A 16,267-nucleotide genomic window follows, 5' to 3' on the forward strand; every position below is an offset into this window, starting at 1 on the left:
GTTATTTAGTTTCTTCAAATGAACGAATAGTCTTCATTAATCCTTCTTTAGCAGTGACAGGTAATTTATCGATGCCTAAAGCTGCTTTGATCTTAGCATTACTTACCACATAATTCTCCGTCAGTTTACGAAGTCTTTCGGTATTCAAAGGCAAGTGGAGTAAAGTGCCCAATCCGGCACAAGCTTCCATAAAACGCTTATTCATCTTCCAGATACGAGGTTGTTTTTCCATTGCCTCGCACATGATGGCAATCAATTCATTTGTTGACAAAGCTTCATCATCCCCCATGTGATAAATGCCCGTAGGTACATCTTTTGTCAATAATCCCTCAATCACACAGCATAGGTTATCAATTGAAGTAAATGAACGACGATTTTCGAAATCACCCAATGGCCAGGGAATTCCTTTCTTCACCACATTATACAATAGATTCAGATTTCCTTTATTCCCCGGACCATGAATCATACAAGGACGAAGAATATACACCTGTTTCTCTGTTGTTGAGTATTCTAAATGCTCCTTTATATATTCTTCAGCCTTGATCTTACTCTCTCCATAAGGCCCAACAGGAACCGGAATAACATCCTCAGTAAGCATATCTCCCACTACACTATCAGCCGCAGCTTTTACTGAACTAAAAAATATGAATTTCTTCGCAGAAGACTCCAAAAAGAAATCAAATATCTTTTGAGTCAGGCCGGTATTAATATCAAAATAAGACTGAGCAGCTGATTGGTTTTTCGTATCATGAGCCTTTCCGGCAAGATGAATGATTGCATCAAACTGGGGAAGAGTTTGAAAAGGAAAAGATGTGGGTTCGATATCTCGCCAAGAAAATGTTTGGCTCACTCCATCTCTACAAGGAAAGATAATATCAAGTCCATATAATGTATGTTTATCTCTCAAGGCCCTGATAAAATTAGAACCTATAAATCCATGGATTCCTGTAATCAGTATATTCATTCTTTTATCAATAACAGTTCAAAAACCTTCACAGCATATTTTAAACATAAAAGTGGCAAACAAGTCCAAATTCCATTCTCCCTACACGCCCTGACAATCTCCTTATTCAGTAAAATATTACTTTTTACAGATGCTGTACTGGTGCCTCCCGTACGCATTTTCATAAAATCAAATGGTAAATATTTACTTTTCAATTGACGTACATACAAGAAGCGGATAAGGAGCTCATAATCAGCAGCTATCTTATAATCTGTTTTATAATAGCCAAACTCCTCAAAATACTTTCGATAAGTAAAGAAAGTCGGATGCGCAGGCATAAAACCATACCGGAACAAATGTGGGGCAAAGTTCTTAGAAGAATAATAACGCACTGTTTTATCCAAATTTTTAGGGTTCACAAAACGCACATCCCCATAAACGACTTGTGTATCTGTATTATCAAAAGCCTCTACCACTTTAGTTATGACATCATTCCTGTGATAAAAATCATCTGAATTAATTATACCGACAATATCTCCGGTAGCCATATGGATACCTTTATTCATGGCATCATAAAGTCCATTATCCTTTTCACTGATCCACTTTAGCCGACCTTGAAATAGAGGCTCATACTTTTTTATAATTTCAATAGTATTATCCTGAGATGAACCATCTACTATTATATACTCAATGTTAGTAAAATGCTGTGAAATAACAGATTGAATAGTATCACAAAGAGTCCTGTCACTATTGAAAGTAACAGTTATAAGAGAAATTTTCATTAACTACAAAAGCTCCTGATAAAGAGCAGCATATTCTTTATATTTATCTTCTTTTCTAAAATTTTCCAAGATATATGAACGGCAATTATTTCCATAATACTGTTTTCCCACCAATTTTAACTGCTGTATAGCTTTTAAAGCTCTATCAATATTATGAGGGGCAATTACAAATCCCGTTTTTTCTGTTACTATTTCAGGACAGGCTGTCGAATCATAAACCAATGCAGGTGTTCCGCAAGCCATACTTTCAGCCGTAGTCAACCCAAAGGTCTCTTCCATTGAAAAATTCACAAATAAATCAGCAGATGAGTACAGTTCTACCAACTCGCTTATATTTTCTGTTTTCTTAAGTCCGATTATATTAGAAGGTAATTTAGAAATTTGTTTCTGATCTAAGCCTACCAGTATTATTCTATCATCAGATGAAAGATATTTTGCAAGCTTAATAAAATCAGATAAACCTTTACGAGCATTCCAAACTGTTGCTACTCCCAATATCAGGAATTTATTTTCTATATTATATTTTAATTTTGCTCCAACACCTACAGGACGAAATACATCCGTATCAACTCCATTATAAATAACTCTTACAGGATATTTAGCAAGGAAAGAATGCTCTACTTCATTTGCCAGCCACCGTGAAACAGTGACAATAGTTAAATTTTTGAGAGAAGTAAAATTTTGTTTTTTGAGCTGATAGTTTTTTCTAGAGTGGTCATAAAATAATGAAGCGGGATAGTCTTGAAGATTAGGGCAAGCATAACACCCTCGTTTCCATTTGTTACAGTGCACGTTTGCATAATGTACGCAATGTCCAGTATATGCCCAGCAGTCGTGTAATGTCCAAACAACCGGAATATCAGATCTTGACAAAAAGTCAAATAATAATGGATAATTTAAATAATAACCATGAATATTATGCAAGTGTATCAAATCTGGCTTTATCTCCTTTATTTTTAATATCAACCGTTTAGTTGCGCATTTAGATCCTAATCCATGCATATCAAACAACTTAGATATTAAATAATGAGAATAAATTGCACACCTATTTCCAATCTTATACAAGTATGTTTTACTTGGATTTCCCCAACGCCCATACGCTGTATAGCAAGTCCATTTATCGTCTATAACAATCTCCGCAATTCCTTCAGCAATACGTCCAGTAGAACCGGAATTAGCAACAACATTAATTTGAAAAAGAATCGGCATTATTAAAGCTCTATATTCAAAATTATTTCTTTTTCCATTTTATATTAGAATCCTCAAAACAAGCTTAATTTCATCCGAAGTTTTCTACATATAAAAAAAAAATATTCGAAATGGCAAGTTAGATAGTCTTTTATAGAATGGAAGTTTTATGTGGTTAGCAATTAATTGAGAAATAGACGATGTAGTATTTAATTGAGAAAAAAGCATGCGCGATTTTCAGGAAATTTGCTATCATCTGTAATTGACGGATTACTAAATAAAGCCAAATCAAACGTTTGCTCAATAGCACTAAAAGATAATGTTTCCAAATAAGATCTGCCAAAGTCTGAATTTACTAAAATCAGACTAACACCTTTATCATCATCGTACTCCATATTTATTTTTTCAATATTCCAAAAATCTGCGATAGTAATATCCGAATCACTTTTTAAAGACCTATTAGGGCAATGAGCACAGCTTGGCCTTAAATATAAATTTTTCAAGAACCCTTTAATAAAAATATTCTCTTCAAGAGTTTCATGTAGTGAAACGGACTCCTTTAAAATCACCAAACTAAATCTTTTCCACCCATTTGTTTTATCTCTAAAAGATATATGTGTTATAGAATCTTCTTTATTTGAAGAAATCACCCTCTTTTTTTTATCTATCACTTTCAATCGGTTCGTTTCTTCCAAGTACATTTGCCATACTTTAGGACTGGGTACCCCATGGCATACCAAATCAACGGCTAATAATTTTTTATATTCTTTCCTCAAGTACTTTTTTAGACCAGCTATTTGACAAGGAGTTCCAGTGAATAATACCATCCTTCCACTCTTTAAAAACTGTTCGGCTTTTCTATATGCATTCCCAATAATACTTTGTACATATTTAGATCCTCTAAATGCAGCCACTCCTTCAATATTGTCCGTATAATCGTGTACCACCATCCATTCATCATCAAACTTAGCTCCAAAAACAACTCCTCCACGCTTTATTACACTTTCAGCCAATAATGTAAAGATTCCCCTGATGAACTTTTTAATCTAACCTCTTCATCCATATTTTTTTGCTGCATATACTTTCAAAGGAGTACGAGACTTATTTTGATGAATGACTGGGCATACTTTTTCACATAACCCACAATTCACACAAACACTTTTATCAACTTGAGGATACAAAAAGCCTTCAGTATCTTCAACCATACACATACAACCTTTAGGGCATATTTGTACACAAGCTCCACATCCACAACAATCCTGCTTTTGAATTATATCAATCATAAAACCTTACTCTCTAAATCACGATTATTACTTCCTCAAATTACAATAAAATAAAACCAGAAAATTATTATTAAATAAACGGTACAAATAGCATTGAGCAAATGCTACCATTTAAATTTTGCAATCTTTTCTTTTACCTTATCTAAAATAACAACACGCTCGCTCTGAAACAAACCAAATCTTAAACTTAAAACAATAACAGAAATACAAGATGTCAAAACAATAATTACTAATCTCAAGAACGAAGTATCTAATATATAAAGCATAAGCAAAGGTACAGCAGGAGAAAATATCACAACAGGTAAACATCGAACAATTACATTCTTAAAATACAACCTTAAAGAAAGGCCAATCATACTACGCAATAAATACAATCTTTCAACAAAAACGACGAGACAGACAATGAACTGTACATATAATACAGTAACGGGAGCCCCCCTAAATACAATACGTAATAAGATATTGGAAAAATAAGCAACAAAGTCCCTCCACAAATAATTTGATATCCACGAATCTGCCCTGTAGCCTCAGCCGCCGTAACGAATGGATTCGAAACTGAATTTACAACACTAATAATCAAAACCATACGAACAAAATCACTTGAATAGGATGGTGGATTCTTTAACCACAAATTTAGAATGTAATCTGTATCAATCAGTATCGGTAAAGTCAAAAATAACATTAACATAAAAGTAATCCTTGCGCTTCGATAAATCAGCGTATACATAAGATTCAAATTTTCAGAAGCATAGTATTTAACTATTTGAGGAGCAAATGCCAATTGAAAATTGCCTGCAAATGACATAATAGCGTTTTCAACTTGAAAAGCAACTGCTCGAGCAGCATTAACAATCGGATTAAAGAAAAGATTCAAAAAGAAGGTTCAAACCTTGAGTATAAGAAATAGCAGCCAAATTACCAAACAAACTCCAACCTGCAAATTTTATCATTTCCCCAAACAAAGATTTATTCCACGAAAACGAAAAACGGCTTCTTTAAAGTGTATGCGACAATATACTCCATAAATAATTCGACTTAAGATTTGTACCCCAAACATAAGTACAGCATACAGTTTCAATTTATCAACAGACGATATCACTAAAGAAGTAAACAATAAGTAATTTAAGAACAACTTCTAGAATTGAAATATATGCAAAAGCCCCCATCTTTTCGTGTGCAATTATAACTGCATTATAAGGTACACTCATGATTAGAACAATAGTTGTCGCCACAGAAAATTGAAACACCCAAAATGCTGCTTCTATTCGTTCTTTGGGAATAATCATTTCATAATATAATATCCAAAGTCCAATAGTTTCACATAATAATATTATTATTAACGATATAAATACATGAATAATTATGCTCGTACTAAATATTTTTTTGAAGTTTAAAATGATTACTTTCACCTATACTGTAAGTTAAAAACGTCTAGTAGAAGCCGACATCGCAGAATTAATAAAAGTAAATAAAACAACAACGCCTCCAACGACATTATATACTCCATAGTCCAAAACTCCTAGTACTTCAAGAACAATACGGCTAGTATATAAAGAAACAGCCATCATAACTAACATACGTACATAAAGCAATAAGGTATTTTTAGCTATACGCTTGTTATTTTGTGAATTATCTGTCAAAGTATGCATTAAGGTTTCATTTTATCTTCCTAATATCCAAGATAATTTTCTATTAAAAAGCTCTGTTATAAGAAATAATATTATCCACATGGAAACATGGCGTATTACCGAAGACAGAACCGGAGAAATATCCATAGAATTCATTCCTTGAATTAAGCATAGTTGTATGCATTGAGAAAATGCTAACACAAAAAATGTATTCTTGCCCCAATATGAAAAGATATAAAACCAAGGCTTTAATACAGTATATTCCATATATTTAGTCAATAACATTGATAATTGAATAATAAACAAAATACCTAATATTGCGCCTATATATACTGGCATTAAAGAAGTTATAATGTTGTAGCACATATCTAAATGATAAAATTGAGCAATTAGTCCACCGATACAAAATGATATAAGTAAAAAACTAAAAGTCTTCTTGACAGACTTATCTCTCCATACATTTAAAATAAAATCAGCCAATTTATTACCTAAACCCAGAAAACTTACGGCTAAGAAAACTGAAGAAATAGCCCATGGCAATAAAAGGTGCACCTCTGACAACCAATAGCTAAGATAAGCAAATACAATCAAAATCACTACAAAGAACTTTTTATTACGACTCAGTAAATGATAAAAATATAATATAAAAAGCTCAGCCAGAAATAATATAGGTACAAACCACAACGCAATGCCCCCCATCCATGAACAAGCACTTCTAAAAACCTATCCTTAAATGTATTTACTTCATAAGATTCAGATATTCCTATGACTAGAATAGAAAACACAAAAAGGAATTAATAAAGTACGCAACTTGCGATATAAAAAAAAAGTTCAAAAGATTTATAGTTTCCTACTTTAAAAGTCATTCCAGATATAAAAAGAAAAAGAAAGGCATATGGAATGACCAAATCCAATTCGAAATAATCGATGGTAACCGAGTATGCCCAACTACCATTAAAACAATACAAATACCTTTTGCAACATCAATCCACTCTATCCGTTTTGAAATACGAGCCCCCATATTTACTCCATATAAAAAATGAAGCGACGTACTTTTTTGAGATCTTTCCTCAAAATTATAACATGAAATATTTTTAGCTAATACATTATAATAGATAGGATTGCAAATTTTCAGCACGGCATTTTTTTAAAATTTCTATCATCCAAATCAAATCTAATCCCATTTACATCTTCTGCCACAAGGTCCATAGAACACCCTACTTTATTGCTTACAATTACTGGTAACCCATTATTCATAGCCTCCTCAATAACCAATCCCCATGGCTCTGATTTAGAAGGCAAAACAAAAAAACATCATTACTCTGGTAATAATGAAATATCTTATCATTAGAGATAGCCCCTAAAAAAGAGATATTAAATGACGCCATTTTTTTCAATACCTCCTCTTGAGGACCAAAACCTATAATATTCAATTTTAAATCTGGTAAAGAATTGAACACATCAATCAGAAGTTTAAGATTTTTTTCTTCCGACAAACGACCAACATATAAAAAGTTCCGAATTTGTGTCTTATAAACAAAGGAAGGTTGATTCACATAATTAAAAACTCCAACTCCTTTTGTTTTGATTATTTTTCCCGAAAAGACAAAAGTTTCAATAATTCAATATGTGGTTCTCCCGAAGCGTAAGCCAAGTATATTCGTTTTAAAAAAAATCTTTTTAACAGTCCTCGCAAACCTCTAATAGACGACTCATAATAAGTTGATTCTACCACCACTGCATTTTTACTCTTTGGAGAGAGAAAAGCTAAAAACCAGAGATAAAAAGAATCCCACCCCGATAGAATTAAACTGCGATATGAATAATCACGCTTTAACAACCGCCATAGATAAATCAAACGAGAGCCTTGTAACTTCGATAAAATAACATAGTCAAATTTAATCCCTTGAGAAACAAAATCTTTATTTCTCCGACTATTCATTTCATAAAGAAAAATCACAAAAACACGCTTTTTTTTTCGCACAGTCTATTCAAGAGATTCACTTTATAAAAGGCCGGCAATGGCGTTACAAATATAACATCAATTTGTTTCATAATCCTTTGTTTATAGATTCAACTCTATTAAAAGCATTACTCCATGCCATCGGAGAAAAATAGTGCAGTAAAGCGTCTCTATGGTTTGAATATTTCTCAAACCAAGCATCATTCATCTGAGATAACTGAAGAATGCACATTTTAAGTTGTTCCTTATCAAAATTAGAGTAAACATAATTAATATCTTTCAACTCAGGATAGCTTATTGTAGAAACAACTAGCTTATTACACGCCAAGTATTCTATAATTTTTGATGGGAAATTATTTTTATTTTCAGCCAGATTAGGATCTCTAAAACTTAGACATACTGTAAATCTTTTCAAATAAGAAAGATAATCTGTGTAATTTAGATATCCCAAATAATGTATATTCGCATATTTAGAAGCATATTTCATCACCAACGATTCATCCTCCCCTCTACCAGATACGTAAAGTTCACACTCTGGCAATTCGGAAAAAAACATCTAATGCCATCTTTATACCTGTCACCTTTTTTAATGCACCAGAAAAAAAAAAAAATGCATTTTTACAATTTCCCCATTAGTTTCTTTTATAGAGTTGATGGCATTCATTGGAACAATTCCAGGCATATAAACTATATTTTTGTTTTGTATTGTTAAACGTTCCGACAAAGCCAAAATTCCATCAACAAATCTAGACAAACATATTTCCGCAACTTTAGTTATAGAAAAAAGCCTATTAGATGGAGTATGGTCTGCTAGTAAAACATAAATTTTCTTACGATAGATTACTTTCAAAAGCATAAAAGCAAGTAAGTTATGCCTTTCAAGATTATAAAACCAAATAGAATTATCATTGCGTAATAGTCTGACTATTAACAAATTTTCCACCAAATAATTTAAGTGCCTTAGTATTGGAAAACTTCCAAATACACGAACCTGAATAAATTTTACTTTCTGAATTGAAGGTAATTCCGCCAATATATTTTTTTCTCACATTCAGAGGAACTTCTGAATACACTTTACTAAAACAGTTACCTTCAATAAGATTACTACAAAAATTTGTCACACATTGAGAGCCATATAAAGAGACCAATTCTTGTGGTATATAATTGCAATATAATGAACGATTAACAAGAAGCATATTTATTTTCTAATTCAAATTTTTTCCCTATGAATATAAATACTGAGAACTAAAAACATTATATATTGTGTTGATAGAGTTGCACCATTTGGAGAAACAAATGCTACAAAAAAGATAATTAAATAGCAGCACTAATATCAAATAATCAAAAATGCTTTTCTTTTTATACTTACGTAATAATGAGAAGATTTTTATAACCGGAAACAACACCAGCACAATGCCAAATAAACCTACGTCAACCATTTTAGCTAGAAAGGTATTTTCATAATTACTCCCAATAAATTCGCCCTCTCTAACCCCCTTTATAGGAACACTACCAACCCCATGACCTATCAATAGGACTAATTTATTTTCCTGCATGTAATCAATGCCATTCTTCCATTGCCGTATCCTAGTATCATCAGCTTTACTTTACTAGTAGATTTGTCATCCCCAAGATACCTTTCCAAAAGATATTCATTAGAAGATAATAATGAAGTAATTACTGAACCTGATGCAATAAGTATTATAGAAAAAATTACCAATAAAATAACCCGATTCCCTTTTGCACAAATCACATAATAGACAAAACCAGCAAAAACATTAATAATACAATCACAAATATTTGTCGGGATCCGTAAACCAAGATCCTATTAAAGGAAGAAAAGAACATAACAAATAAAAAAATTGGCTCTTCGTTTTTGAGGAATGATATAGTAAATAAAATGATGAGAGTACGCAGAAAGAGAAATAAACCCCAAATGTGCTAACAGACTCAGCTAAGAAGCTACAACGATTCATAGCTAAATCTTCCTCTGCCAAATAAGATATATCTTCATGAGCGCTTAATACCAAAAATTTAAAAAGCAATGTTTGGCTATCAATAATAAGCCCTATTGATAAAAACAGTCCAAGCAACGAAAAAAAAACTTAAATATAGAATGTGGATTATATTTTGAAGAATTTAATAAATACGATGAAAACAAAACCACATGAAATCCTGCGGTATACATCCATAAAGCAAATCCAACTCTAATTAAGCCATATCCTTGAAAAAAAAAAAAAGTATATACAATACGGTATACATAAAAATGTTAGTAACAATAAATCTTTTTCTATCTTTATCAACGAACGATTTTTATACCTTCCAAAAAGAGCACATCAAAAGGGAAAAACCTATAAATGTCAAAATTTGCCTCCAGATCGTAAATGGAGTACCTTTAGTCAAAAAGAAAATAAACCACCATTTATAACTAAGAAAAAAAGAAATACAATAAAATAAGGTTATATAATTAGAGTATTTAGAGGCATTAAATTTCATCAACATTTATCCACAGCTATTAGCATACATAAAACAATTTAAATTTCCCCTATCTTCCCACTAAGTTCAAAACAGTATACCTATTTCTTATCATTTTAGCTAAAGGTATCATTTTCATAAAATCAATCTCGGAAAATTGGATATACTGTTTTTTATCATGCTATTTAAACCGATTCGAGAGAAATAACTGTTTATCATATTATACTCACTTTCAGTTCTCAGCAGTTTCTCTATCAACAAATGCGCCCACGCCACTTGAATACCATGTATAGTAGACTTGTCAGAAAAATATTCATCAATGGCGTGACTCATTAAATGCTCAGAACCACTCGTCCCACGTGTATTGCCAGAATGTATCATGGATAATCCGGAAGTTATTAACCCCCTTGCAAGATCAGCTAAAAATACATCTGTATATAAATCTTTCTCAGAATATCTTAAAATAGAAACAGCAGCTTCTTTTGCCAACATAAAAGATAATTCATCAATCTTTTCTCCTGTGGAAAGTCTAGATAACTCCCAGTCCTTTACAGCACTCAAATTTGATAAAAGATCACCTACACCTGCCAAAATCAACTGCTTGGGAGACTTCTTCACAATCGATAAATCCACTACAATTCCGATAGGAGGTTTAACTCCAAAACTTTTTTTCTTCCCATTACACGTTAAGCGTGCAACTGGAGAATAAATAGCATCGTTAGAAAGTGTTGATGGCATGGCTATGTAAGGGATATTCATATCTGTTGCCGCATACTTGACAATATCTAAAATACTACCTCCACCAAACGCAATAAAAAGTGTATCTAAATTATCACATTGTTTTTTCAATAAAGAGTATTCTTCTACCTTTCCTCCTTGGACAAGAATTAAACTATCAAATTTATTACTATCTATAAAGTGACTGTAAAGAGTATATAATTCAGGAGAAGTCACTAAAGTTTTATGAGAGAAAAAAACAGATGACTGGATGTGAGCATTTTATCAACTCTACCAAGTACTCTATTATCAATCTCCACAAAAACAGGTATTTCTAAATGCTTATAAAACATTATTCAACTCTTGAATAGATTTAATTATTTTAGATGTACTTATACCTTTAGTATACGGAAGATAAACTAATTCAATCTGATGCTTTTGCAAAAACTCTGGAGTCATACATATCTGATTTAAGTACCCTTCACCTGTCCAATCATCACCATGCACTATAATATCTACATTATACTTAATTACATAAAGTTTATTATCCAAATCTGGAATAATAAAAGCTTCATCTACATAGGAGCAAGCTTTAACTACTGCCAATCGATCATTCTCGTTAATAACAGGCTTTCTTTTATAATTAGCAACCATTTCATCACTATTAATAGCAACAATCAGCCTATCTCCAAGACCTTTCGCTTTTTTTAAGAGCTCAACATGTCCACGATGAAACAAGTCAAATACCCCTATTACATATACAGTTATCATATATCTAAAAAATCAAATCGTTTTTATTAAGTTTATCTATTACATGCATCAACCGATAGCAAGCTTGATCATCTTTATATAAATTAAATTTGTTTTGAGTTTCCTTTTTATAAGTTTCAGGAGTTTTTAAAAAAGACTTGAGGGACTCTAAATCAGATAAAATAGGACCAGGAAGCACCTCACTAATGTTATCAAAAGTCAAGCCTCTTGACTTTTGATATTCATCTATGTCATTCATTACAAATCCCATTGGCCTATCTAAAATATCATAATCAATCCAAACCGAAGAATAATCCGTTAGTAAGAAATCTGTTGCCCCCAGTAATGGATAAAGCTGAAAAGAAAAATCATTTTGTTTCACTATCATAATATTAGTAAACAATGGGAAATCAACCGTTTGCAATATATCCATTGGATGCAACTTTACAATCAACAAAATTTTAATTTCCGATAAAAAAATATTCAGATCTTGCAAGTCTGCTATATTCAAAAAAGAAATAGTATCGTTCGTTGAAATACCATCAGTTCTTGTTTCTCCAATAATCGAAGTACGGAAAGTTGGTAACCAAATGCCAACAGAACAATAGTCGGTCCTTTGGATATTTCTTTTAGAAAAGAAGTCTGTCTTTTGAAAAAGTAAATCATTGCGCGGTTGTCCAACAAGTAACACTCTACTCAGATCCAGGTTATTAAAACTTTTAGACATCAATTCCCTAAAAATTTCTGATGTAGCAATTAAATAATGAGCTTTAGTCTTATTAACTCCATGTTTGGCAGGATCCATTGAACCTATCCGCTTTAATGGCATGCCATGCCACAAATTTATCAACTTATCTCTTTGACTGATATCCCAGAAACTATATAATCCATGAGTACAAAAACAAACTTAGCCCTAAAAAAATACCAAAAAGCTAATAATGAAAATCTAAATACAACTTTTGTATTCGAATTTTTCGACAAAATATCCTTTTTACATGCTTTATAACCTGTCTTATCAGAAAGTACCCATACTTTCAAATAATGATCATATTGCTTTGATCCAGAAATATATTGAAATAGAGCATAAGCATTATCGGTATAATCCGGAAAACTAGAAAACAACATAACAGAATCTCTCTTTATTATCCTAGAGAATAAAATTCCTGTTGAAGCTATAAAAGAAGAAAAAGACAATTTCATTAAAGTATTATTAATCATTCACATACCGTATTTTTTATGGAGGAGCGAATAAGTACCATAAGGATAAATAATAAACAGAACTAAAGATAATTTATATTTTAAGGATATAGAAGTAGAAAACAATACATATGATAGTCTACTTTTAATATAGAAAATTATTTCGCGTCTATAGGTATTATCTGGAATATCAGTTCTCACATAAGCCATGAAGCATTGAAATATCATAAATGAATAAACATTTGCTATATCTGTTTCTTGAATAGACGGAGAAGCATTCTTTAAAATCCAAGGTATTTTCATACAAGACATAACTTTCTGACTAATTCCAGAGTGATTAGCACTTCCTTGCCTCTGCCTATAATGATAAAAACATTGGTTTGTCCTCAGCACTACTTCAGAGTCTGCGACCACTTGATATTGAAATAAAAAATCCTCCCAATGATGTACTTCTTTAGAAAAACATTTTCCAATAAATAAAGATGTCCTATATAATCCTAAACACATAGAAGCCGGAAACGAAAATGCAAGAAGTAAATCGATAGCTTGCTTCTTACTATATTTATCTATCTTCAACTGTCTTTGAACATCTTCAAAATAATGAGAAGAGATACAAATATCAGCTTGATTAGATAATAATAAATTCAAGAAGCATTCAATCATATTGCTATCTATCCAATCATCCGAATCGACAAAACAAATAAATTCTCCGCTCGCTACGCTGATCCCTGTATTCCTGGACTCACTTACACCACTATTCTTCTTATGGATAACATGTATCCTGTCATCTGCCAAAGCATATTGATCACATATATATCCAGACTTATCAATACTCCCATCATCAACCAGTATCAGTTCTATATTAGGATAAGTCTGATTCAATATACTATCAATGCACTCTTCTAGATACTCTTCAACATTATAAACAGGAACTACTACAGAAACCTTATTCATAAAACACTAGCATTCATTGACTTGTATTTAAATCCTTTATTTTCAAGTCGTGATAAAAACAATGGTAATAGCTGTAGTGTATTTAAACTATGTTCTTCAGAAAAATGAAACAACACAATGTCTCCACCACTTATCTGTTTCGTGATCTTATCAATATGTGTTTGTACATCCTCTAACTTTACATAATCTTGCATGTCAACAGACCATTTTATTATATCATAATGTTTTTTCAAGAGAAACAGCTCCATAATTTTCAAAGATCCGAAAGGCGGCCTAAACAACTTCGCATGCAATATATCATTACACTTAGACACATCCTTCACATAATCTTGACTCCTGACATCAACACCCTTTAAATGAGAATAAGTATGATTACCAATTGCATGTCCTCTTTCCTTTATTTTCCTATACAACAAAGGATATTCATGCACCTTTTCTCCAATACAGAAAAATGTAGCTTTTGCATCATACTTATCCAGTATATCCAAAATAAATTCCGTGATTAGAGGATCAGGTCCATCATCAAAAGTTAAATAAATATCTGCCTCTGATGTTTTTACCTTTTCTATTACCGAAAATTTAAGAATGATTGACTTAATCCTAAATTTAACTCTTTCCAACAAAAAAGATATCATTTTGATAAGCTTTGTAACAAATCCCCCTTAGATTTTTTTCTATTAACATCAAGAATCTGATTAACTTTTTCCCAATTAATTTTTTTTTTATTTTTTTTTGTTCATCTAATTCAGTTACCGAACTAATTAAACGATCTTCTAAATCGAACATCCTCAATAAAGAATGAAACCGAGTAAGCCCTCTTCCTTTATTAGCATAAGCGACAAAAGGCTTATTGAACATAATAGAAAAGACACATGCGTGAAAGGAATCTGTAATTACATATTTTGCATCAGAAAAACCTTTCAACCACTCTTCAACGGGAGAAGCTATTCGCTCTATCGCTGATAAACTTATATCATTTGTGTTAGGATTATTATTATAAAATATATCATATCCAAGAACTGTTTGGAGTTTTATCACAGCATCTTGTTTGTCAATAGTCTTATCCAAAATATAGACCATCAACCCCTTTTCAGATAGATCATTTTTTGCAATATCTCCCATTAATGCAACATATTTATTAACATCTAATAACATCGTCGGGTCTAATACATGGGTAGAATTTACATCAAAATATTTCCGGCATAACATAACCCCAGAATCTTCACGAACACCAACAAACGAAAATAACTTCAATAAACGTTGACAATTAAGAGTTTGTTTTTTAGAAAACATCCACCTATCAACACCAAATGAAGCAGCATACGCAATCCTTCTCACATTCCAATCTTTAGCAAACTCCAAAAATGCGTCCTCCACATGAAAAAAATAATCCGGACGCCATATTTGATCACTACCTACAACCCATATATCCACAGATTCCTTTTTTATTGATCTAAAATTCTCAATATTCACAATAGGATAGATATATTTATCGACAAATAATTTTGTATGAGATTGAATAAGAGAATTTATCTTTTTAATATCTTTTTCCGCAAAGACAGATAAATTCTTCTGTCTCCAAATGTATTTCATAAAGAATCTCTTCATATAAATTAATGGCCAAACAAATGGTGAAATTTCACGTACATAAATCTTATTATACAATGTAACATCATACCCATTTTCTTTCAAAAAGCTCATTAATGCATATGCTTGTAATATTCCACCATAATTTGCATCTAGTGGCAATGTTATTATACCTATTTTCTTCAAAATTTATACATTTACAAAAAGTAACTAAAAACGAACCAATAAATCATATATAGCACTATTACACCTAAAATATAAACATATAATTTAGTAATAGATTATTATTCTATATCCGTATTCGGATATGGATTTTCCTCCAAACTCTTTAAATGCTCCACCATCTCAAACTCTTCCCTCGTCAATTCCCGATCCTTCCAACCGTCTATTATTGCGTGTGCCTCCGCTGCCAACTCTTCATCAAAGACCTCGGCGTAACAGGCTACCAACAAACGGCATTTCAACAGCGAGACGGGAAGTGTATCCAAGATATCCCAACTACGATTGAGAACCGACTGGATTTTATCTTCCTTATCACCGTGATTATAAATGGTAGCATTATAGCCGGTCAACAAAGCGATACAAAGAGAAGCTTCCTCTTCAAGAGTACGTCCGTGCGAACCGAAAAGATGCTCACAACGATGATACACATCCGTATTTAACTGACGGAAACGGTCGGAGTAGATGGGTTCGCCATCCAGACCTAAATGGAGAAGTTCGTGCGAAACAGCGCACAAAGAATCGATTTCTGATTGCAAAGACAACATGGTGATTTATTTACGTATTGGAATATGCACCAC

General features: G+C 32.1%; 19 protein-coding genes. All 19 read right to left on the reverse strand.

What is annotated here, in order from left to right:
* Window position 1: 1 nt before the first annotated feature.
* Complete coding sequence (locus DBK98_RS19035) at window positions 2–964, reverse strand: NAD-dependent epimerase/dehydratase family protein (protein ID WP_032535925.1); 963 nt, start codon at window positions 962–964, stop codon at window positions 2–4.
* Window positions 961–1,725: a glycosyltransferase family 2 protein gene (locus DBK98_RS19040; RefSeq protein WP_005781527.1), complete on the reverse strand. Its 765-nt coding sequence runs from the start codon at window positions 1,723–1,725 to the stop codon at window positions 961–963. Before DBK98_RS19040 ends, DBK98_RS19035 begins: the two co-directional genes overlap by 4 nt.
* Before the next feature lie 3 nt (window positions 1,726–1,728).
* Window positions 1,729–2,934 (reverse strand): glycosyltransferase, encoded by a 1,206-nt coding sequence (locus DBK98_RS19045; RefSeq protein ID WP_032535924.1) that lies wholly within the window; start codon window positions 2,932–2,934, stop codon window positions 1,729–1,731.
* Window positions 2,935–3,122: 188 nt separating this feature from the next.
* Window positions 3,123–3,926 carry a Coenzyme F420 hydrogenase/dehydrogenase, beta subunit C-terminal domain gene (locus DBK98_RS19050; RefSeq protein WP_255504375.1) on the reverse strand — a complete coding sequence of 268 codons (804 nt, stop codon included), beginning with the start codon at window positions 3,924–3,926 and terminating at the stop codon, window positions 3,123–3,125.
* A gap of 42 nt (window positions 3,927–3,968) precedes the next feature.
* A complete protein-coding gene (locus DBK98_RS23380; protein WP_255504376.1) occupies window positions 3,969–4,196 on the reverse strand; it encodes a 4Fe-4S binding protein in 228 nt (75 codons plus the stop codon).
* Between the two features lie 1,421 nt (window positions 4,197–5,617).
* Window positions 5,618–5,845: a hypothetical protein gene (locus DBK98_RS23385; protein ID WP_255504377.1), complete on the reverse strand. Its 228-nt coding sequence runs from the start codon at window positions 5,843–5,845 to the stop codon at window positions 5,618–5,620.
* Between the two features lie 12 nt (window positions 5,846–5,857).
* Window positions 5,858–6,523 carry a hypothetical protein gene (locus DBK98_RS19060; RefSeq protein ID WP_255504378.1) on the reverse strand — a complete coding sequence of 222 codons (666 nt, stop codon included), beginning with the start codon at window positions 6,521–6,523 and terminating at the stop codon, window positions 5,858–5,860.
* A 432-nt stretch (window positions 6,524–6,955) separates the two neighbouring features.
* A complete protein-coding gene (locus DBK98_RS23390; RefSeq protein WP_255504379.1) occupies window positions 6,956–7,081 on the reverse strand; it encodes a hypothetical protein in 126 nt (41 codons plus the stop codon).
* A complete protein-coding gene (locus tag DBK98_RS23395; RefSeq protein ID WP_370539144.1) occupies window positions 7,078–7,380 on the reverse strand; it encodes a glycosyltransferase in 303 nt (100 codons plus the stop codon). Before DBK98_RS23395 ends, DBK98_RS23390 begins: the two co-directional genes overlap by 4 nt.
* 495 nt (window positions 7,381–7,875) lie before the next feature.
* Complete coding sequence (locus DBK98_RS23400) at window positions 7,876–8,343, reverse strand: glycosyltransferase (RefSeq protein ID WP_255504380.1); 468 nt, start codon at window positions 8,341–8,343, stop codon at window positions 7,876–7,878.
* Between the two features lie 30 nt (window positions 8,344–8,373).
* Window positions 8,374–8,820, reverse strand: a complete 447-nt coding sequence (locus tag DBK98_RS23405; RefSeq protein WP_255504381.1) for a hypothetical protein — start codon at window positions 8,818–8,820, stop codon at window positions 8,374–8,376.
* 1,577 nt (window positions 8,821–10,397) lie between these two features.
* Window positions 10,398–11,216, reverse strand: coding sequence for an iron-containing alcohol dehydrogenase (locus tag DBK98_RS19075; protein ID WP_255504382.1), 819 nt, complete (start codon window positions 11,214–11,216; stop codon window positions 10,398–10,400).
* 105 nt (window positions 11,217–11,321) lie between these two features.
* Window positions 11,322–11,750, reverse strand: coding sequence for an adenylyltransferase/cytidyltransferase family protein (locus DBK98_RS19080; protein WP_005781557.1), 429 nt, complete (start codon window positions 11,748–11,750; stop codon window positions 11,322–11,324).
* 4 nt (window positions 11,751–11,754) lie between these two features.
* Complete coding sequence (locus DBK98_RS19085; protein ID WP_255504383.1) at window positions 11,755–12,534, reverse strand: CDP-glycerol glycerophosphotransferase family protein; 780 nt, start codon at window positions 12,532–12,534, stop codon at window positions 11,755–11,757.
* A gap of 41 nt (window positions 12,535–12,575) precedes the next feature.
* A complete protein-coding gene (locus DBK98_RS23410; protein WP_255504384.1) occupies window positions 12,576–12,947 on the reverse strand; it encodes a CDP-glycerol glycerophosphotransferase family protein in 372 nt (123 codons plus the stop codon).
* Window positions 12,948–13,880, reverse strand: a complete 933-nt coding sequence (locus tag DBK98_RS19090; protein WP_032535916.1) for a glycosyltransferase — start codon at window positions 13,878–13,880, stop codon at window positions 12,948–12,950.
* Window positions 13,877–14,515, reverse strand: a complete 639-nt coding sequence (locus DBK98_RS19095; RefSeq protein ID WP_050503178.1) for a polysaccharide deacetylase family protein — start codon at window positions 14,513–14,515, stop codon at window positions 13,877–13,879. Before DBK98_RS19095 ends, DBK98_RS19090 begins: the two co-directional genes overlap by 4 nt.
* The gene (locus DBK98_RS19100) at window positions 14,487–15,653 is read right to left on the reverse strand and encodes a polysaccharide pyruvyl transferase family protein (protein ID WP_255504385.1); all 1,167 of its coding nucleotides are present in this window, start codon (window positions 15,651–15,653) and stop codon (window positions 14,487–14,489) included. The genes DBK98_RS19095 and DBK98_RS19100 overlap by 29 nt, the downstream gene beginning before the upstream one ends.
* Window positions 15,654–15,751: 98 nt before the next feature.
* Window positions 15,752–16,234: a UpxZ family transcription anti-terminator antagonist gene (locus DBK98_RS19105; protein ID WP_033572604.1), complete on the reverse strand. Its 483-nt coding sequence runs from the start codon at window positions 16,232–16,234 to the stop codon at window positions 15,752–15,754.
* Between the last annotated feature and the right edge of the window lie 33 nt (window positions 16,235–16,267).

The sequence above is a fragment of the Bacteroides sp. PHL 2737 genome (genome assembly GCF_004115325.2).
Taxonomy (GTDB): domain Bacteria; phylum Bacteroidota; class Bacteroidia; order Bacteroidales; family Bacteroidaceae; genus Bacteroides; species Bacteroides hominis.